This window comes from Gemmatimonadota bacterium (genome assembly GCA_016719105.1).
Taxonomy (GTDB): Bacteria; Gemmatimonadota; Gemmatimonadetes; order Gemmatimonadales; family Gemmatimonadaceae; genus SCN-70-22.
Map to the genome: position 1 here is coordinate 71876 of JADKAQ010000023.1, position 18958 is coordinate 90833.

Consider the following 18958-nt stretch of genomic DNA (forward strand, 5'->3'; position numbering starts at 1 on the left):
CGGTGGTCATCCGAGCTGGACGAGTTGCCCGGAGACCGGGCCGCTCACGGGAGAGCAGAGAAAGGTCACCCATTCGGCCACCGTCTCCCGCTCGACGTATGTGGCGGTCGCACCCATGGCGGCCACGTTGGTGTCGGTGCGAATGGCGGTGGGGGCGAGGGCGTTGGCGCGCACGCCGTTCGGGCGTTCCTCGGCGGCGACGGCGTGCATGAGGGCGACCACGCCGGCCTTGGCGGCGGCGTAAGCGGCGATTCCCTCGCCGGTACCGCCTGGCATGACGGCGGCGGAGGCGAAGTAGACGATGCTCCCGCGCGCGGTGCGCAGGGCAGGGAGAAAGGCGCGCGTGGTGGCGTAGGCGGTGGCCAGGTTGATCGCCAGCATCCGGTCCCAGCCCTCGGGGATGCTCTCCCTCACGGGGCCGAGCGCGGCGAAGCCTCCGGCCAGGCAGACCAGGGCGTCCGCGCCGGCGGGGTGACGCGCGGCGACCTGCGCGGCCACCGCACCTAACGAGGCATGGTCGGTGAGGTCGCAGGGCCACGCCGTGGCGTCGATCCCCGCGTCGCGCAGCTCGGCCGCACGGGCCCCGGCCTCGGTGCCGTCGCGATCGAGGAGGGCGAGCGTGGCGCCGCGTTCGCCGAGGGCCCGCGCCACGGCCTCGCCGACCTGCCCACGGCGCGCGACCCCCGTGAGGATGGCCAGGCGGCCATCCCACCGGTCGTCGCGTCGCGCGGGGCGCGGCGGGGTCACCGGGCCTCCACCCTGCCTAACGCAGTGCGCACCGCCTCGCGCAGGGCGACGATCGACTCCTCGCGCGCGAGCGACGAATCGTCGCGCAGGTGCAACTCCACGCCGTCGGCGACCGGGACTCGCCGCCAGCTGACGATGGGGTCGGCGTCATGGCGCACCGCCTGGTGGACGCCGGCCATGAGGACGGTGGCCAGCGATTGTGCCACACGGCGCTCGAGGGCATCGCCGGTGACCTCGCGCATGTCCTTGCGGATGGTGTCGAGCGACATCCCCTCGCGCTGGCGCATCTTGATGGCCAGCAGCTGCAAGAAGTGGCGGTAGTTGTACGTGGCCGACGTCCCGAGCCCCTCGGGGCGATCCATCAGCTTGTTGGCCACGTAGAACCGCACCGCGCGCGCCGACGGTGCCGCGCGCGCGGAGGCATTGGTGGGACGCACGCCAGCTGCATCGACGAGTGATGCGACGTGCGATGCAAGGCCGCGTGCATTCCACGGGGCATGACGCGCGTGAGCGCGCAGTAACGCGACAGGAGACTCCGCCATGGCCGAAGATTACCCCGCGTCCGGGCGTCGGCGCCAGCACGACGACACTTGTTGCCTGCGATCACGAGTGCGCTGGTGACGCACGTCCAGGGAGCGGATCGCGTCCCTTGGCGCCTCTACGACGAAGGCTCGCGCCGAGAGGGCGCGAGCCGTGGGGTGCAATGCGTGCGGAGGCGCCGACGTGCCGCGGGCGGGACGTCAGGTCAAGCGGTGCCGTTGGTCGTCTCGTCCGCGGCGGCGACGGCTGCGTGCGGGAAGAGCGACGACGGGACGCCGTGTTTGGCGGCGACCGAGGCGATGGTCTCGAGGCCCACCGGCTTTTCCAGGAAGTACGTCGCGCCGAGTCGCTTGGAGGCGAGGCGGTTGTCCTGGTCGGGGAAGGCAGTGAGGGCGATGACGACCGCTTCGGGGGAGAGCAGTCCGGCGGCGGCCATGACCTGCAGGCCGCCGTCGCGTTTTCCGCCGAGGCGGATGTCGCTGAGGATCAGCTGGTACGGCTCGGCCGCGAGCGCCTTCTTGGCCTCGTCGAGCGTCGCCACCCGTGTCACACGCGTCCCGTCGACCTCGAAGAGTTCGGCGAGCGTGTCGCGAATGGAGAGCTCATCTTCGACGATCAGGACGTTGCAGGACATTCGAGAGAAGACGAGAGGACGAAAGGGCGGGCTGGCGAGCGGCGCGCTCGCCTTCGGTTAACTGCGGTCGATGGGTGAGGGTTCCGGTCTGGCCCCTCCTTCGACGAGCTAGGCGACCACGCCGGGGAGCGTGATCGTCACCGTCGTGCCGTGCTCCGGGGTCGAGTCCAAGCTAATCTCGCCGTCGTGCTCCTCGACGATGCGCTGGCAGAGGGCGAGTCCGATGCCGGTGCCACCCGGCTTGTTGGAATAGAAGATCTCGAAGACCCGGGCGAGGACGTCGGCGGGGACGGCGGGGCCGGCGTTGGTGAGGCGGAAGCGCCAGGCGCCGTTCGCGACCAGCGACGACTGCATGACCAGGTCGCTTCCCTCTGGCGCATGATCGACCGCGTTGACCAGCACGTTCAGGAAGACCTGGGCGAGCTGTTCCGGGTCGATGCGGCAGGCGACGGCGGGGGCGGGGCGTACGCGGGTGAGCGAGAGCGCCCGCGATTCCAGAAGACCGCGCTGCCCGTCCAGGAGATCGTCCCAGACGGCGTCGGGGTCGCCGGGGGTGAGGACGATGGGCTTGGGGCGTCCGTACTCAAGCAGCGAGGTGACCATCCGGTTGAGGCGTTCGACCTCGCGGAGGATGCGTCCCACGTTCTTCTCGACGACGGGGTCGTCCTTGGCGCGAAAGCGCAGGAGCTGGGCGGCCGACGAGATGCCGAAGAGCGGGTTCCGCAGCTCGTGAGCGACGCCGGTGGCGACTTCCCCGATGGCCTCCAGGCGACGCTTGTGTCCGACGCGCTGCACGAGGCGGGCGCGTTCGATGGCGACCGCGGTCTGCGCGGCGAGGGTGGCGAGGACGCGCTGGGCCTCCTCGATCTCGTGGCGCGTGGGCTCGCCCTCGATCCAGACGGTCATGGCCCCGATGGTACGTTCCCCGCCGGCCATGGGGGCAGCGAGTTCGACGCCGCCGTGGGTGGCGTGCGCGACCACGTCGACCTTCTCGATTGCGGCGTGCGCGAGCGGCGTGAGGCGGAGATCGAGTGCCGGGCCGGTCTCCTCGTACCCCACGCCGTAGCTGCGCTCCAACGCGCCGTCGTGCTCGCGGACCAGGAGGACGGCGAAGGCTTCACCCCTCACGGCGCGCCGCAGTTGATGGCCGACCTCGTAGAACACGCGATCGAGGTCGATGGTGCGTGAGAGGGCGAGTCCGGTGTCGATCAGCGCTTCACGGGACCGATGACTGGGGGTGATGTCGACGGTGGAAAAGACATAGCCGGTCACTCGGTGGCCGACGTCGCGCAGCGGCGTGATCTGCATGAGGAAGACCCGCTCTTCCTCAGGCGAGCTGCACGGAAACTCCCAACTCACACGTGGCGCCTTGCCGGTTCGCAGGAGCTCCATCGCCTGCTGCAATTGGTCGCGATAGGACGCATCGGCGATCGAGCTCCAGAGCGACTGCCCGCAGACGGAGGCTTCGGTGGCGAGTGCAGGGGCGCCGTTATCTCGAGCGAACTGGGACCACGAGCGATTGGCACTCGTGATGCGCCCCTCCAGATCGATGGTGTAGACGGTGAGAGGGAGGGCGTCGAGGACCTGGCGTGCGAAGTCCGGCATGCGATCGATTCGTGTGCTGGGGACAGACGACCCGCGGGGCGCATCGAGGATCGACGCGCCCCGCGGGGACTGGGCTACCGATGGGAACGGCGACTAGCGCTTCTTGGCGCCCTTCTTGGCCACCTTCTTCGGCGCAGACTTCTTGGCGGGCGCCGCCTTCTTGGGTGCCGCCTTCTTGGCCGGCGCCGGCAACTTGGGCGCCGCCTTCTTCACGCTGACCGCCTTCTTGGCGCCCCCCTTCTTGGCGGCGGCCTTGGCGGGGGCGGCCTTCTTGGCCGGTGCCGCCTTCTTCACAACCTTGGTGGCCCTGGCCGGGGCGGCTTTCTTGGCCGGAGCGGCCTTCTTTGGCGGCGTCGCTGCCTTGGCGGGGGCCTTGGCTGCGCTCTTCGCCGGCGCCTTGGCGGGAGCCTTTGCCGGGGCCTTGGCCGGTGCTGCCGCCTTTGCCGGCGCTGGCGCCTTTGCGGGCGCCGCCGCCTTGGCGGGCTTCGCCGGAGCTGGGGCCGCAGCGGGGGCAGCCGGTGCGGCCTTCTTGCGGCTCGCGGCGGCGGGGGCCTCAGCCTTGGCTGGTTCCGGGGCCGGCGGTGGCGGCTCGGCGGCGACCGGGGGCGGGGCCGGGGGCTTGGGCTTCGGCGGGCGGCCGCGACGTGCCGGCGCCCCGAAGACGACCTCCTCCTCCTCCTCGACCTCTACCTCGTCCTCGGCGTCGTCATCGGCGACGATTTCCGTGTCCTCCTCGTCCTCCAGCGCGGCCTCTTCGGGCTCATCCCACAGCCCGCCGTCGCGAGACGACCCGCCGCCCCAGCCATCATCATCATCATCGTCATCATCAAACGACGACGAGCCACCGTATCCGATATCGTCCTCGTCGTCGTCCGAAAACTTCAGCGTCTCGTCCCACGCCTCGCCACGCGGCATGAATGCCTCCTGCATGTAGTGATCGACGGTCCATGTACCTGCTGCGGAGCCGAGCGCGCGTCCCGAGCACACCGGCGCGCCGCGGCCACGGAGCGACCGCCTGCGATCGCTCTTCTGGGGAACTTCCTTTTACAATCGAGGGCTTTCCCCGTCAAGCGGGAAAACAGCGCCCCGCCGACGTGCCCAGCGCACGTTCGCGTCGCCTCGACCGCACGTGGCGACGATTCGCGCGCTCAATCCGCGGTGAGCCCCAGCACCCGACGCTCGCTGACCACCGTCTGCAACGCGGCATAGACCGTGGGGTCGAGCAACCCGCCCGCATGCGCCGCGAGATAGTCGACCGTGTCCTCGAGCGACATGGCGGGGCGGTAGGCCCGCCGCGAAGTCAGGGCGATGAAGGCGTCGGCGCAACAGAGGATGCGCCCACCTAACGAAATCTGCTCGCCCATCACGCCCCGGGGATATCCGGTGCCATCCCAATGCTCGTGGTGGTCGCGCACATACTCCAGCGCCTCCCGCAACTGGATGAGGGGCGACAGGATTTCCAGCCCGATGCGCACGTGGTCCTTCACGTGTTCGTACTCCTCGGGACTGAGCGCGCCCGGCTTGTTCTGCACCGATTCACGCAGCGCGATCTTCCCCACGTCGTGCAGACGCGCGGCGATGGCAACTTGTTCCACCTGCACCTCACCCAGCTGCATGGCCTCGGCGATGGCCCGGCTGAGCGCCGTCACGCGCAACGAGGTCCCGGACAGGAACGGGTCCTTGGCTTCGTGCATCGCCACGAGATGGGCGATCGAATCCACCACGGAGGCCACGACCGCCGACCGTTCGCGCTCCAGATCCGTGGTGCGTCGGGAGACCTCGCTCGCGATCAGTCGTTCGACGTTGCGTTGTTCCACGGCCAGATCGCGCCGATTGGCGACGCGTTCGATCGCGGCCAGGAGGTCCTGCAGGTCGACCGGTTTGGTGAGGTATTCCATCGCCCCCACGGCGATGGACTCCGTGGCGGTGGGGACATCGTTGACCGCGCTCAGCATGATGACGGCGAGGTCGGGGTGGAGCGCGCGCGCCTGCGGCACCAGATCGAGCCCCGACATCCCGGGCATCCGGATGTCGCAGAGCATGAGGGAGTAGTGCCCCTGCCGGAGCAGTTCGAGCGCTGCCTGGCCGGCGTCGGCCATTTCGGCGTCGAAGCCGCGCGAGCGCAGGAACTTGGAGAGCGCGAGGCGAATCGTCTCCTCGTCGTCGACGACGAGGATCCGCTTGGTCTCCGGGCCGCCGATCACCCGGTTACTCAGTGCGCCGCCGCGGGCGGAATCAGTCATGACGAGAGGGAGGAGGGAGCGGGCGCCCCCGATGCCGGGAGATAGATGCGGAAGAGGGAGCCCGACCCGAGTTGGCTCTCCACGGAAATGCTCCCGCCGTGTGCTTGCACGATACCATAGGACACACTGAGGCCAAGGCCCGTCCCTTGTCCAGCCGGCTTGGTGGTGAAGAAGGGTTCAAAGATGCGCTGCCGGGTTTCTTCTGCCATACCCGAACCAGTATCGGCGATTGTCAGGAGAACCCCCTGATCCAGCGGTTCGGTCCGGATGCCGAGCTGCTTGATGCTCGATCGCTGCATGGCGTACTCCGCGTTGACGATCAGGTTCAGCAGCACCTGCTGCAGCCGTTGATCGTCTCCGCGGACACGCGGGAGCCCGGGCGCCAGGTCCACCTGCACCTCCACATCGGCGCTGCGTAACGAGTAGTTGCGGAGGCGTAGGGTCAGCTCGATGATCTCGTTGAGGTCGATGGGCGATCGGGTCGGCCCCGGCTTGCGCGAGAAGATCAGGAGGTCGCGAATGACCCCGACGGCGCGGTCGGCCTCGCGCTTGATGAGCCGCACCGATTCCCGCTGCTCGTCGGTGATCTTCTCCTCCAGGAGCAGCTGGGCAAAGGCCGAGATGCCGGCGAGCGGGTTGTTGAGTTCGTGGGCCACGCCGGCCACCAGTTCGCCTAACGCGGCGAGTTTCTCGCTCTGCCGCAGCTGCTCCTCGATGCGCCGCTCGTCGGTGAGGTTGCGGACGTTCATCACCTGCCCCACCGGGGCCCCGGCATCGTCGCGGATGTAGCTCAGCATGACCGACGCCGGAAACTCCGACCCGTCGCGCCGCCGGTGCACGTGCTCGGCCATCCACACGCTCGACGTCGACAGGTTGCCGTTCCCCAACCGGCGCGCGGGGACGGCCGACGCCACGAGGGTGTCGAAAGTGATCGCGCCGATCTCCTCGCCGCTGTAGCCGTACTCGCGCCCCGCCGCCGCGTTGGCGTACCACACGCGACGGTCGAGACCGAGGATGAACACTGGCTGATCCATCGTGGCCAGCGCGGTGGCGAGCATGCGCTCGCGCTCGCGCCGCTTCCGCTCCTCCTCGCCGAGCAACAGCACGTCGGCCGCCAGCGCCACGTGCGCCGCCAGCCGCCCCAGCGACTCGCCCTGCTCACGCCGCACCCGCGCCCCCGCGACCGGGACGCTCCACAGCACGCCGAGGAGCTGGTCCTTGGCGATGAGCGGGACGACCGACGCCCCGGCCGGCACCACGTCGCGCTCCTGAATAGACGCGAGCACGTCGAGGGGAGGGGTGAGCACGGCGCCACGCGTCCCGACGAGGCGCGCCGCACTCTCGCGCCCCGGGATGACGCGATCCTGCAGTGGGGCGAGTGTCCCGATGGCGCTGACGTAGGTGATGGTCTCGCCGCTGTCCCCCATGAGACCCAACGCCTTGCCGGTCGACGGGACGACCGAGTCGACCGCGGCGAGAATCAGCCGCCCCGACTCCTGCGCCGAGTTGGAGAACAGGGCGGCGCGCGCGATGGAAGCGGCCGCCTCGGCGACCGATCGGGCCTGCCGTTCTGCCTCGAAGAGGCGCGCATTCTCGATCGCGGCGCCAGCCTGCCGGGCGATGAGCGACAGGACCGCGGCGTCGTCGTCGTCGAAGACTCTCGCCTCATCGCCCTGCACCACGAGGACACCGAGAATCTCCTCGCCGTGCAGGATGGGGACCGCGATCTCCGCGTGCACCGGTGGGCGTCCCGAACGGCCGGCGACCGGATCGGACCACGGCCGCGCGGGGGCGTCGCTCATGTGCGTCCCGCCATCGCGCAGCGCGAGCGAGGCACCACAATCGCCCACCGGCACGCTGGGGAGCGCCGAAGCCCCCGTGCTGACCCCGTCGACGACGATGAGTTGCGGGAGGAACTGCGTGTGTTCGGCGTTGGCGAGCAGGAGGGCGAAGACCGAGATGCGCGGGATGGACGAGAGCGCAGCGCGATGGACTTCGCCATACACCTCCCCCAGCTCGGTACGCGAAATGGCCTGCTGCACCTGGGCGACCGCGGCGAGTCGCGTGGCGCGGCGCTCGAGGTCTTCCAGCAGGTCGGCGTTTCGCAGCGCGATGGCAACGTGCGTCGCGAAGTCGGTCAGCAGTTCGTACTCGGCTTCGTCCGCATGACGCGGGTTGAGCCAGCGCATCACGAGGAGCCCGCGCACGACGCCGTCGGCCACCAAGGGGAGAAAGGCGATCGACTTCACCCCTGCCGCGCGCAGTCCGGCGAGCGGCTCCGACAGCTCCTCGTCTTTCAGGTTCTGCAGGTCGGGGAGGATCACGTTCTCGGCGTTCTCCACCGCCCATCCGGGACGCCCCACCCAGAGCTTGGGGGCGATCGACGCGACCTGTTCGGTTCCGAGTCCGCGGGCATGCTGGACCGCGGCAGTGCGCCGCTCGACGTCGATCGAGTAGACGGTGAAGCCGTCGGCGCCCAACAGCTCGGTGGCCACGCGTTCGATTCCGTCAAAGACGCTCTCCGACGACACTGCCGAGGCGAGGGTGCGTCCCGTGGCGGCGAGGATCTCGGCGTGACGGGTGGTGCGCGCCGCGGCGCGATACAGCCGCGCGTTTTCCACGGCCACCGCGGCGTGCGAGGCGAGGGCCTGCAACAGCTCTTCCTCGTGCTCGTTGAAGTCGCGGCGCGGGTTGCCGTAGACGAGCACCGTACCGATGGCCCGGTCGCCCACCAGGAGCGGGGCGGCGACCGCATTGGGGGCGACGTCGTTCAACAGCTCGTCCGACTGTTCCCAGCGGGGAAAGAGGCGCAGGTCGGCGGTGCGCACCGGGCGGCGCCGGCGGAGCGCCTCGCCGCTGAAGACGCCCTCGGTTGGGAGGACTCCGGCAAAGCGTCCGATCGCGTGTCCGGCAGCTCCCACGATGCGCAGCGACTCGCCGTCGACCATCGTCACCGTGGCGCCGGCCCCTTGCAGCAGGTCGGCGGCGTGTTCGGCGATGAGGGTGAAGACGCGCTCCACCTCGAGCGATTGGTTGAGGTGGCGGACGATGTCGGTGAGGGCCCGGGCCTCGCGCGCGCTGCGCCGCTCTCGCTCGAGGAGTCGTGCATTGCGAACGGCCGGTGACCCCAGCTCGGCGACGCGCTGCAGGATGACGGCATCGTCATCGCTGAAGTCGCCCCGCCCGCTGTTGACCGCCAGGAGGACGCCGAATGCCACGCCGCCGGCGATGAGTGGGGCCGACGCCACCTGCCGAATCCCCAACTCGGCGTGGAACGGGGTGTTGATGGCCGCGTCGTCCGTGACGTCGTTGACGACGATGACGCGCGCCTCCTGAAGGGTGCGAAGCGCGAGCGACTCGTCGACCCGGTTGCGTTCCCCGCGAATGGGGGAAAGGCACCCCGCCGCGGCGTCGACACGGAAGTAGCCGTCTTCCAGCGACGAGACCAGACACCCCTCGGCGCTCAGCAGCGTCACGATGCTCTCGGCGAGGATCGAAGCGGCCTCGTCGCTACTCTCCGCAGCTGCCGCCAGGCGGCTCGCGACCGCCAGCAGAGCGGCGGCGTCCTGCGATGGAACGCGGGACTCAGCGCGGAGAGAGTGCGTCACGAGAGTGCGTCACCGACGTGGCGAACGGGGAATGGAACGGCGGGCGCCGCGACCGGTGCGGCGCCCAAGTGAGTCGCGAGCGAACTCCCGTCGAGCGGCTCGACGATGTTTCCCGTGACCTCGTGCGAAATGACGCCTGCGTCGTGCCGGCGTTTCAGGCGGTGGCGCCGGGCGCTACTTGAGGGTTCTGGCTTCCCCGATCGCGGCGTCGATATCGCCCTTGTGGCGCGTGTACTCCTCGACAGCCTTGGCCTGTTCGGTCTTTTCCACCGCCAGCAGCTTCTTGTACATCTTGGCGCGCGTGGCGCTGTCGTTCTTCAGTTCGGCGACGCGAGCGCTGAGAATGAGTCCGAGGAGGTGGTCCGGGTTGTTGGCGAGGATCGCCTCGGCCTCTTTCTGCGCCGTGGCGAGATCGCCGGCCATCTCGGCCATGCGCCCGTGGTCGTACTTGAGATCGTCGTCGAGCGTGCCGAGCAGTTCGTACGCCTGCGACGCCATGGTGGCGAAGAACGAGGCGCTGTCGCCCTTGCCTTCGGAGGCCAGGCGCATGACGCGGTCGTAGAGGCGATCGGCGCGCTCGCGCGGCGACATGGACGAGATGTCGGGGGCGCGGACCCCGGCGCCGCCACCGCCGGCGAAGGGGGCGCCACCACCAGCACCTCCGTCCAAGGGGACGTTGACGCTGGCATCGGCGCTCGGCGCCGCGTCACGCTGCTGGACGGCGACGACGATGACCAGGGCGAGGACGGCGACGATTCCAACGGCCCACGGGAGGATGCTGCGCGATGGTGCGCCGGAAGCGTGCGTGGCGCCGCCGGTCGCCGCGGCCGCGCGCGGAGCGCCGCTGGCAGCGCCTGCCGCGGCGCCGCAATCATGACAGAAGCGGGCGCCCGGGGTCAACGGTGCGTGGCAGTTGGCGCACGAGACGCCCTGAAGGGCGGCGCCGCATTCGGCGCAGAACTTTCCGCGGGAGCTGGTGCCGCACGAGGGGCAGGTCGTCCCAGCATTCGAGGCTTTCGACATGCGGGGAAGATAGGGGGCGGGCGAGCTCCGACGGGAGAGCAGGCGCGCCGGTCCGTCGCTCTGCCCCGCGATGTCGTCGCGAGGCCCCCGGGCCAACTTCCCTGATCTGCTCCGTTGAGCGCGTCGGGGGGACTCCGTAACCTTCGCACTTCGCTTTCCGCCTCACTTCGTCACGCCCCGCCATGCGCAACGCTCTCGTCGGTGCCACCGCCCAGGACATCCTGAAGCTCGCCGCGGAGCACGATGTGCGATTCCTGCGGCTGCAGTTCACCGACATCCTGGGGATCAACAAGAACGTCGAGATTCCACGGTCGCAATTCGAGAAGGCGCTGGCCGGCGACATCCTGTTCGACGGCTCGTCGATCGAGGGGTTCGTGCGCATCGAGGAGTCGGACATGCTCCTCGTCCCCGACCTCTCGACCTTTCTCGTCTTTCCGTGGGGTGAGACGGACAGCAAGGTCGCGCGCCTCATCTGCGACATCCACATGCCCGACGGGACCCCGTTTGCCGGCGACCCGCGCGCGGTGCTCAAGCGACAGATCGCGCGTGCTGCGGAACGCGGCTACGCGATGAACGCGGGGATGGAAGCGGAGTTCTTCATGTTCAAGCCGGGGCAGGAGGGACAGCCGGCCACCGTGACGCATGACGTGGGGAGCTACTTCGACATGGCGCCCGCCGACCTCGGCGAGGATGCACGCCGCGCGATCGTCTCGACGCTCGAACAGATGGGGTTCGAAGTGGAAGCCGCGCACCACGAGGTGGCGCATGGGCAGCACGAGATCGACTTCCGGTACGCCGACGCGCTGACGACGGCCGACAACATTGCCACGTTCCGCTTCGTGGTGAAGTACGTCGCCGGGCGCTTCGGACTCACGGCGTCGTTCATGCCCAAGCCGATCTTCGGGCAGAACGGGAGCGGGATGCACACGCACCAGTCGCTCTTTTCCGCGGGGAAGAACGCGTTCTTCGCGGCCGACGCCAAGTGGCAGTTGAGCGACGTGGCGCTGCACTACATCGGCGGGCTGCTCAAGCACGCGCGCGGCTTCTGCGCCATCACCAACCCGCTGGTGAATTCGTACAAGCGCCTGGTGCCGGGCTATGAGGCGCCGGTGAACGTGGCCTGGTCGATGCGAAACCGCTCGCCGCTCATCCGCGTCCCGGAGCGGCGTGGCACGGGGACGCGCGTCGAGGTGCGCATGCCCGATCCGTCGGCCAATCCCTACCTCGCGCTCGCGGTGATGTTGGCGGCAGGGCTGGATGGCGTCGCGACCAACGCCGATTTCCGCGAGCCGGTGGATACGAACATCTTCGAGATGTCGTACCGCGAGAAGCGCCGGCTGCGCATCGACGACCTGCCGCACGACCTCAACGAGGCGTGCGACGAGCTGGAACAGGACGACGTGATCCTCGATGCGTTAGGCGAACACGTGGCCAAGCACTTCCTCCACGCCAAGCGCGAGGAATGGCGCGAGTACATCACGCAGGTGCACCACTGGGAGCTCGAGCGGTACCTGCTCAAGTACTGAAGGCGGCACGACCCATTGGTGAGTGGGTCGGGGAATCGAGGACGCGCGGGATGGGGATTCCCTGAACTTCCGCGCGACGTGAATCCTTCCGAGGGGAGGGCGGCTCTCTTGGGTCATGCGATGCCGCTCGGCATCCACCGTCGATTCCGTTCACCTGCAGGGTGCCCCATGTCAGCTGCCACCTTCTTCGCCCGCAACGAAGGCACCGTCGACCGCGCGTTGCGTGTCGCCCTCGGCCTCGCCCTTCTCTTCGTCGCCTTCACCGGGCGCGGTGTGTGGGGCTACCTCGGCATCGTGCCGCTGTTGACGGGGCTCATGGGGAGCTGCCCGCTGTACTCGATCCTTGGCGTGAGCACCTGCCCCGTGAAGCGGTGACCGACGCCGGGACGCACGGCGCGTTGCCGCGCGACAGGCTGGCCGCCGCGCCCGGTGACGACCCATCGGGACCCAACGCCACGCGCGACGACGAGCAGCTGTTGCGCCTGACGGCGGCTGGCGATGACCGCGCCTTCGCCGCCTTCGTCGACCGTCATCAGGCCGGGATCTGGCGGCGAGCCCTGGCGCTCACCGGTCAGGGGGCGGACGCCGAGGACCTGATGCAGGAGACCTTCCTGGCGGCGTGGCGCGGCGCGGCCGGGTTCCGTGGCGGTGGTGCACGAGCGTGGCTCCTGACCATCGCGGCACATGCCTGGCAGCGACTCGGTCGCCGAGCGGCGCCGCTGATCGTCCACGACGACCCCGAGTCGCTCGAGCAGTTGGCGTTGCGTGCCGGGTGGGGGCGCGACGAGGGCGAGGACGAGCGCGCCGCCACCGTGCAGGAGGCCTTCGCGCGCCTCGCGGAAGACGATCGTCGCCTGCTGGTGCTGCGCGACATCGAGGAAATGACCGGCGAGGAGGTGGCGACCCTGCTGGGGCTGTCGCTCGCGGCGATGAAGAGCCGGCTCCACCGGGCACGATTGCGCCTGGCGGTAGCCTACGAGGAGGTGCGACGTGGATCCGCTTGATACCGTGGTGGCCGGGCTGTCGTGCCGCGAGGTACTGCATCGGCTGAATGACTTCCTCGATGGCGACCTGTCGCCGTCCGACGTGGGCCGGGTGACCGCACACCTGGCGGGGTGCCATACCTGCGAGCAGTTCGGCGGACGCGTGGGACAGGTGATCGCCAGCCTGCGCGCCACCATGAGCTTTGCGGCTGACGAAGTCCCCGCGGCGGCGGCCGACCGGTTGCGGGCGCGCCTGGCGATGGAACGCCGCTGACCGTGCCTGCGGGCGCCCGACGGCAGCGCCCGGCGATGACGAGAGATGAGACGACCAGTTCCACTCCTTTCCTGAGAGACCGACCCATGAAACGACTTCACCTGGTAGTGATCGCCGCCCTCGCCCTCACGGCGACGGTGGCCGAGGGCCAGCAGCGCGTCGCCAGTGCGGTGCAGCCGGTGGCCGCGCCCGTCGTGGTGCTGCCCCGCGACGCCAGCCGCGCGTCGGCGATGCCTGAGGCGGCGCTGGCCGCCTTGAAGGATGCCCCGGCCGGCGGCTTCGCGAGCAGTGGCTTTGCCCAGTTCATGTCCTCGCCCACGGGGCGCGTGTTACGCGTCGTGGCCGGTGTCGGGATGATTGCCGGCGGCATCTCGATGGACAGCAATGGCGGGACGGTGCTCGCGGCGGTTGGGGCGGTTCCGCTGTCCGCGGGACTCTTCGACATCTGCTGGCTGAGCCCGATCTTCGGCGGTCCGCTCAAGGGGAAGGACATCCGCGCCGCCAAGTCGTAGCGCGCAACGCCGTCGAGTGGGTCCCGGCAGGCGCGCGGCTTCGAGCCGCGCGCCTGTCGTGCGTCTGGCCCGTCAGCGGCTGCCGGCCGCGGCGCCGGCGATGGCGGCCAGCGCCACGCTCGCGACGAGGAGCCAGCCCGACGCGCTGTGCAGCTGACGAAGAGCGCCGGTCGCACGATCGCGCGGTCGCCCTTCGACGCCGCGCACCCACCACACCGACGCCAGCAGCGCGCACGCCGCCGCGACGGCGCTCCAGTACACGACGATCCACGCCATCGTCCCCGCCGCGCCGCCGAATCCGCGGCCAGCAGTCCACGTGTAGGGCGGGAGGCTGGCGAAGCGCGCCAGCGCCGGAAGCGCGAGCGTACGCTCCATCGCGACGGCGACGACCCAGCCGATGATGAGCAGGACGTGCCCCGCCACCTTGTGCTGCACCACGGCATGCACGAGCAGCGAGAGGAGGGTAAGCTGGGCCAGGAACGGATAGACCAACCCGCCGATCCAGGCCAGCGCCAGCGCCAGCGACATCCCCTGGGCGTCACGCACGAAGCCGACGAGCAGCGCGACCAGCAGCAGCGGCGCGACCAGCACCGCCTGCGCCGCCAGGATTCCCCAGATCTTCCCGGCCACGAGCGCCCCGGTCCCTGCCGGGACGACGTCGCGCATGGCATCCGCGCGCACATCCCGCTCGCGCCAGACCAACTCGCCGGCGTAGATGGTGGCCACGAGGATGAGGAAGGGACGCGAGTGCTCCTGCACGGCCGCGAGGATCATCCCGGCATCGGGGTGCGCCCCGCCGGCGCGCCAGGCGTTGGCCAGCGCGTTGAGCGCGCCTAACGCGGCCAGCGTCCGAAAGCCGCGCTCCCGCAGCGTCCAGCGCAGCGTCCACCCGGCTTCGCACCGAAGGATGCGCCAGCGCGTGGCGTGGCGCGCTGGACGAGTGAGGGCGGCGGCGGGCGCGACACTCGCACGGGCCGAGGCGTCCGCGGCGCGCGGCGCGGTGGAGGCCGTGACCTCGAAGCGGAAGCCGCGCGCCAGCCACGCCAGCGCCCCCACGCCAACGGCCAGCCAGAGCGCGCGATTGGCCAGCAACCATCCGCCTAACGGCATGGCACGTCCGGCGCGCTCGGCATCACCCCACCCCGAGGTGACCGCCTCGAGCGCTGCGTTGCCAAAGGGATCGACCAGCGCCCCCCAAGGGGCGCCGTCACGCACGAGCGAGATCCCGGTGCTCCACAACGCCACGAGTCCAACGCCCAGGAGCAGGATAGCCATGAAGCTCCGCCGCATCGCCCCCGCGGCAAAGAAGCACGCGCTCACGAGCAGCACGTTGGGGAGGACGAGCATCAACAGCGGCCGCAGGTACGACGAGAGAGCAAAGGGGTGCAGCACCGCGCGGTCGACCCACGGCATGAGCGTCCCGGCGACGAGTCCCACGGGGATGGCCGCGTACACCACGAACATCGCGGCGAGCGCCCCGGCCCAGCGCCCCAGCAGGTAGTCGCGCCGCGTGAGGCGGGTGGTGAAGAGCAGTTCCTGCTGTCGCGTGGCCACGTCGCGCATCACGGCGGTGGCAGTGATCATCGTCGTGATGACCTGCCCGAACGCGGTCACACCGGCCATCGCCTGCGCCAGCGCCCACGGCGCGTTCTTGGGGAGCGTGCCACGCCCGGTCACCAGCTCCACCGCCCCGGACGAGGTGTAGCCGAACGTCAGGAGGAAGAAGACGGCGAGGTAGACCCAGGTGAGGAACTCGCGCTGCTGCAGCTGGGCCTCGAAGCGTGCGACCTCGCGCCACATCTCAGCCCCCTTCGGCGCGCGCGCCGACGCGCGCGAAGTAGGCGTCCTCGAGCGACGGCTCAGCCTCGAGGCACTGCGCGTCCGGTCGGGCGTCGGCCACCAGGTGAGCCACACGGCGCGCTCCGCGACGTCGCACGGCGATGACCAACCCCGTCCGTCGCAGCGCGGCGAGGTCGTCGTCAGATGCAACGACGCGATGCCAGAGCCGTCCGCGCAACGCCCCGACGAGCGTCTCGGGGGCCCCCTGCGCCACCACGCGCCCCTGGTCGATGATGGCCAGCGCGGGGCAGAGGGCGTGCACGTCCTCCACCAGGTGCGTCGACAGCAGCACGACCGCGCGATCGCCGCAGGCGGCCAGCACATCGTAGAGCCGATGCCGCTCGGCCGGATCGAGGCCGGCCGTCGGTTCGTCGAGGACGAGGAGGCGCGGGTCGCCGCAGAGGGCGATCGCCACGCCCAGTCGCTGGCGCATGCCGCCCGAGAGCGCCCCAGTGACCAGGTCGCGCGCCTCCCACAGGTTCACGCGTCGCAGCAGCGACTCCACCACGGCGCGTCGTTCCGGTGGGTCGCCGTAGCCCTTGAGCGTCGCGAAGTGTGCGAGCGTGTCCTGCACCGGCACGTTGGCGTGAAACCCGAACTCCTGCGGGAGGTAGCCGAGCGAGGCCCGGACGGCACCGGGGTTGGCGAGCACGTCGACGCCGTCGAGCGTGACCTGGCCGGCGTCGGGGCGCTGCAAGGTCACGACGATCCGCATGAGCGTCGACTTGCCCGCGCCGTTAGGCCCCAGGAGGCCGAACATCCCCGGCGGCACGTCGAGCGAGACGCCGTCGAGGGCCCGAACCCCCGAGGCGTAGGTGCACCGGATGTCGCGCAGCTGGAGGGCCACGGAGGCCTAACGAGGATAGGGATACCCACGGGCCAGGAGCGCCAGCAGCCGGCGATCGTGCCCGTAGATGTCGCGGAAAAAGCGGATCTCGCCACTGCGCTCGGCCACGGCGGTTCCGTAGAGGACAAACACCGGGATGCGCTCAGTGAGCGTGACGTCGAGCGGGGTCGAGCGGGACATGGCCGAATCGAGTCGAGCGGCCGTCCACTCGGGGCGATCGCGCAGTACCCACTGCGCCAACAGTACCGGCTCGGAGAGGCGGATGCAGCCGTGGCTCAGGTCGCGACGTTCGAGGTCGAAGACGCTCTGCACCGGCGTGTCGTGCATGTAGACGTTATGCGGATTGGGGAAGATGAACTTCACCCGCCCCAGCGCGTTGTCCTCGCCCGGGCGCTGCCGCACGTTCACGCTGGACCCGATGGCGTCGATGTTGGCCGACGTGGCCGGGACCTCGCTCCCGTTGCGCAGGAGGACATAGTGGTTGCGCGCCAGGTAGCCGGCCGATTGGCGCGCCTTGGGCCGGATCTCCTTGCGCGCGATGCTGGGCGGGACCTCCCAGTACGGCGAGAAAGCGAGGTATTCGAGCTCCCGGGTGAAGACCGGCGTCTTGTGGTCGAACGCCTTTCCGACCACCACGTCCATGCTGAAGAGATCGGTGGAGTCGCCTCGGAGCACGTTGAAGGCGTGCAACCGAAAGCCGGGGATGTTGACCAGGATCACCCGCCCCGGAAAGGCGTGCGGCAACCAGCGCCACCGCTCCAGCGAGAGCTCGAGCTGTTCGATGCGCGTGGCCATACGCTTCTCGGCCGCGCGCGACGTGCTGTCGCGGGCGAGCTCGCGCTGCTGCGCCAGCTCAGCCTTGAGCAGGCGGTAGTGCAGCAGCGACGGTTCGGCGGCGTTGAAGACGCCGACCGGATCGGTCCCCGCGGCCATCGTGCGCACGGCGCCCGCGAGGTCGTAGTCATCGCGCGCGATGCGGAAGCTCTCGTGCGCGTCGCTCGGCTTCACGCGCCCCCACTGAAGCGTGGCGAGCACGCGCGCGACCGCCACGCTCATCAATGCCTCGAAGGATGCAGCGCGCTGCGGCGACGCGCCCGAATCCGCGAGTGAGCGCGCCAGCGACTCGAGCACCGCGGCGTCGTAATCTGCCGGGTGCAACCCGACCCCTTCGACGAGCGAGAGGTACCGCACCACCGAGAGCGCCGCGTTCGTCGGGCGACCGTCGCGCAACCAGAGCGGACGCCACCCCACGCTGTCGTACACCTGCCGCAGCTCCCCCTGCACATCGTTGAGACGCGACCAGCGGGCGCCGCGGAGTTTTCCGCTTGCGAGTGCCTCACGCACGAGGCCCACGTTCACGTCCTCGTCCTGCGCGCCGAGCGACGGCGCCCGCGCGCCCACGGAGGCGAGGGCGACGAGCAGGGAGACGGCGGCGCGCCGGAGCGCGCCTCGATGCGTGCGGAGGGAAAGGATCACACGTGAACCCTAACCTCGGACGCGGAGGAGTGGCAAAGGGGCGGCGTCCTGCCAGATTCCCCGCATGACGACGATCGACATGGCGGTCCTGCCCGAGCAGATTCGCGCGGCGCGCGAGCGGCTGCACGACCACATCCGCCAGACGCCGTTCGACCTCAGCCTCCCGTTGAGCCAGCGGTTGCAGGGCGAGGTGCGGCTCAAGGGTGAGCACCTGCAGCATACCGGCTCGTTCAAGGCCCGTGGGGCGCTGCACAAGGTGCTCTGCCTAACGCCCGATGCGCGGGCCCGGGGGGTGATCTCGGCGTCGTCGGGCAACCACGGCGCCGGCCTGGCGTGGGCGTGCAAGCTGGCGGGGGTGCCGGCGGTCATCTATGTCCCGGAGCACGCCTCGCCGGCCAAGGTCGCGAACATTCGCAGCCATGGCGCCGAGGTGCGGCACTTCGGCATCGACGGGCTCGATACCGAGGAGCACGCGCGCGCCGCGGCTGCGCGCGAGGGACGCACCTACGTCTCGCCGTACAACGACCTCGAGGTGATGTGCGGGCAGGGGACGATCGGGCTGGAGATGGCGGAGCAAGCGGGCGAGCTGGACGCCGTGATCGTGGCGGTGGGAGGTGGTGGGCTGATTGGCGGAATCGCTGCGGCGCTCAAGGAGATTATGCCGAAGGTGCGGGTGATCGGAGCGCTCCCGGCCAACTCGCCGGTGATGGCCGAGTCGGTGGCCGCTGGGGAGATCGTGGTTCGCGAGTCGCTCCCGACGCTGTCGGACGGGACGGCCGGCGGCATCGAAGCCGGGGCGATCACATTCCCGGTGTGCCGGTCGCTGGTGGATGAGTGGGTGCTGGTGACGGAAGACGAGATTGCCGCCGCGATGCGTCGCTTCGTGGAGGAGCACCACCAGCTGATTGAAGGGGCGGCGGGGGTGGCGCTCGCCGCACTCGAGCGGCGCGCCGCGGCGGGTGGGGCGCGCGGGCTCGGTGGCGAGCGGGTTGGCGTGGTCCTGTGCGGGGCCAACATCAGCACCGACGCGCTGGTTGGGGTGCTGACGCGTCCCTCGTGAGGCACGTCCTCGCGCGACGAATGACCGACGCGCGTGTGCGA

General features: G+C 70.1%; 17 protein-coding genes. 6 read left to right on the forward strand and 11 right to left on the reverse strand.

Annotated features, from left to right (window positions below; translation table 11 throughout):
* Positions 1–6: 6 nt before the first annotated feature.
* The 8 genes from IPN47_20790 to IPN47_20825 form a co-directional block, all read right to left on the reverse strand.
* Positions 7–747 (reverse strand): SDR family oxidoreductase, encoded by a 741-nt coding sequence (locus tag IPN47_20790; GenBank protein MBK9410435.1) that lies wholly within the window; start codon positions 745–747, stop codon positions 7–9.
* Complete coding sequence (locus IPN47_20795; GenBank protein MBK9410436.1) at positions 744–1184, reverse strand: hypothetical protein; 441 nt, start codon at positions 1182–1184, stop codon at positions 744–746. Before IPN47_20795 ends, IPN47_20790 begins: the two co-directional genes overlap by 4 nt.
* A 308-nt stretch (positions 1185–1492) precedes the next feature.
* On the reverse strand, positions 1493–1921 hold the full coding sequence (locus IPN47_20800) for a response regulator (GenBank protein MBK9410437.1): 429 nt from the start codon (positions 1919–1921) through the stop codon (positions 1493–1495).
* Between the two features lie 108 nt (positions 1922–2029).
* Positions 2030–3526, reverse strand: coding sequence for a PAS domain-containing protein (locus IPN47_20805; protein ID MBK9410438.1), 1497 nt, complete (start codon positions 3524–3526; stop codon positions 2030–2032).
* Positions 3527–3619: 93 nt separating this feature from the next.
* Positions 3620–4456, reverse strand: coding sequence for a hypothetical protein (locus IPN47_20810; GenBank protein ID MBK9410439.1), 837 nt, complete (start codon positions 4454–4456; stop codon positions 3620–3622).
* Between the two features lie 218 nt (positions 4457–4674).
* Positions 4675–5769, reverse strand: a complete 1095-nt coding sequence (locus IPN47_20815) for a response regulator (protein MBK9410440.1) — start codon at positions 5767–5769, stop codon at positions 4675–4677.
* Positions 5766–9377 carry a GAF domain-containing protein gene (locus IPN47_20820; protein ID MBK9410441.1) on the reverse strand — a complete coding sequence of 1204 codons (3612 nt, stop codon included), beginning with the start codon at positions 9375–9377 and terminating at the stop codon, positions 5766–5768. Before IPN47_20820 ends, IPN47_20815 begins: the two co-directional genes overlap by 4 nt.
* 174 nt (positions 9378–9551) lie before the next feature.
* The gene (locus IPN47_20825; protein MBK9410442.1) at positions 9552–10400 is read right to left on the reverse strand and encodes a zinc ribbon domain-containing protein; all 849 of its coding nucleotides are present in this window, start codon (positions 10398–10400) and stop codon (positions 9552–9554) included.
* 182 nt (positions 10401–10582) lie between these two features.
* On the opposite strand from IPN47_20825, the gene glnA reads away from it, so the two are divergent.
* The 5 genes from glnA (at position 10583) to IPN47_20850 (ending at position 13695) form a co-directional block, all read left to right on the forward strand.
* On the forward strand, positions 10583–11926 hold the full coding sequence (gene glnA, locus IPN47_20830; protein ID MBK9410443.1) for a type I glutamate--ammonia ligase: 1344 nt from the start codon (positions 10583–10585) through the stop codon (positions 11924–11926).
* 168 nt (positions 11927–12094) lie between these two features.
* Entirely contained in the window at positions 12095–12301 is a 207-nt protein-coding gene (locus IPN47_20835; protein MBK9410444.1) for a DUF2892 domain-containing protein, read from the forward strand.
* Positions 12298–12930 (forward strand): RNA polymerase sigma factor, encoded by a 633-nt coding sequence (locus IPN47_20840; GenBank protein ID MBK9410445.1) that lies wholly within the window; start codon positions 12298–12300, stop codon positions 12928–12930. The genes IPN47_20835 and IPN47_20840 overlap by 4 nt, the downstream gene beginning before the upstream one ends.
* Positions 12917–13183 (forward strand): zf-HC2 domain-containing protein, encoded by a 267-nt coding sequence (locus tag IPN47_20845; protein ID MBK9410446.1) that lies wholly within the window; start codon positions 12917–12919, stop codon positions 13181–13183. Before IPN47_20840 ends, IPN47_20845 begins: the two co-directional genes overlap by 14 nt.
* Positions 13184–13488: 305 nt before the next feature.
* A complete protein-coding gene (locus IPN47_20850; GenBank protein MBK9410447.1) occupies positions 13489–13695 on the forward strand; it encodes a DUF2892 domain-containing protein in 207 nt (68 codons plus the stop codon).
* 72 nt (positions 13696–13767) lie between these two features.
* Here IPN47_20850 and IPN47_20855 read toward each other — a convergent pair whose 3' ends face one another.
* The 3 genes from IPN47_20855 to IPN47_20865 all read right to left on the reverse strand — a co-directional run bounded on the left by IPN47_20855 (position 13768) and on the right by IPN47_20865 (position 17857).
* Entirely contained in the window at positions 13768–15495 is a 1728-nt protein-coding gene (locus tag IPN47_20855; GenBank protein MBK9410448.1) for a hypothetical protein, read from the reverse strand.
* 1 nt (position 15496) lies between these two features.
* Positions 15497–16294 carry an ATP-binding cassette domain-containing protein gene (locus tag IPN47_20860; GenBank protein MBK9410449.1) on the reverse strand — a complete coding sequence of 266 codons (798 nt, stop codon included), beginning with the start codon at positions 16292–16294 and terminating at the stop codon, positions 15497–15499.
* 93 nt (positions 16295–16387) lie between these two features.
* Positions 16388–17857, reverse strand: coding sequence for a L,D-transpeptidase family protein (locus IPN47_20865; GenBank protein MBK9410450.1), 1470 nt, complete (start codon positions 17855–17857; stop codon positions 16388–16390).
* Between the two features lie 79 nt (positions 17858–17936).
* On the opposite strand from IPN47_20865, the gene IPN47_20870 reads away from it, so the two are divergent.
* Positions 17937–18917 (forward strand): threonine/serine dehydratase, encoded by a 981-nt coding sequence (locus IPN47_20870; protein ID MBK9410451.1) that lies wholly within the window; start codon positions 17937–17939, stop codon positions 18915–18917.
* Positions 18918–18958 lie beyond the last annotated feature (41 nt).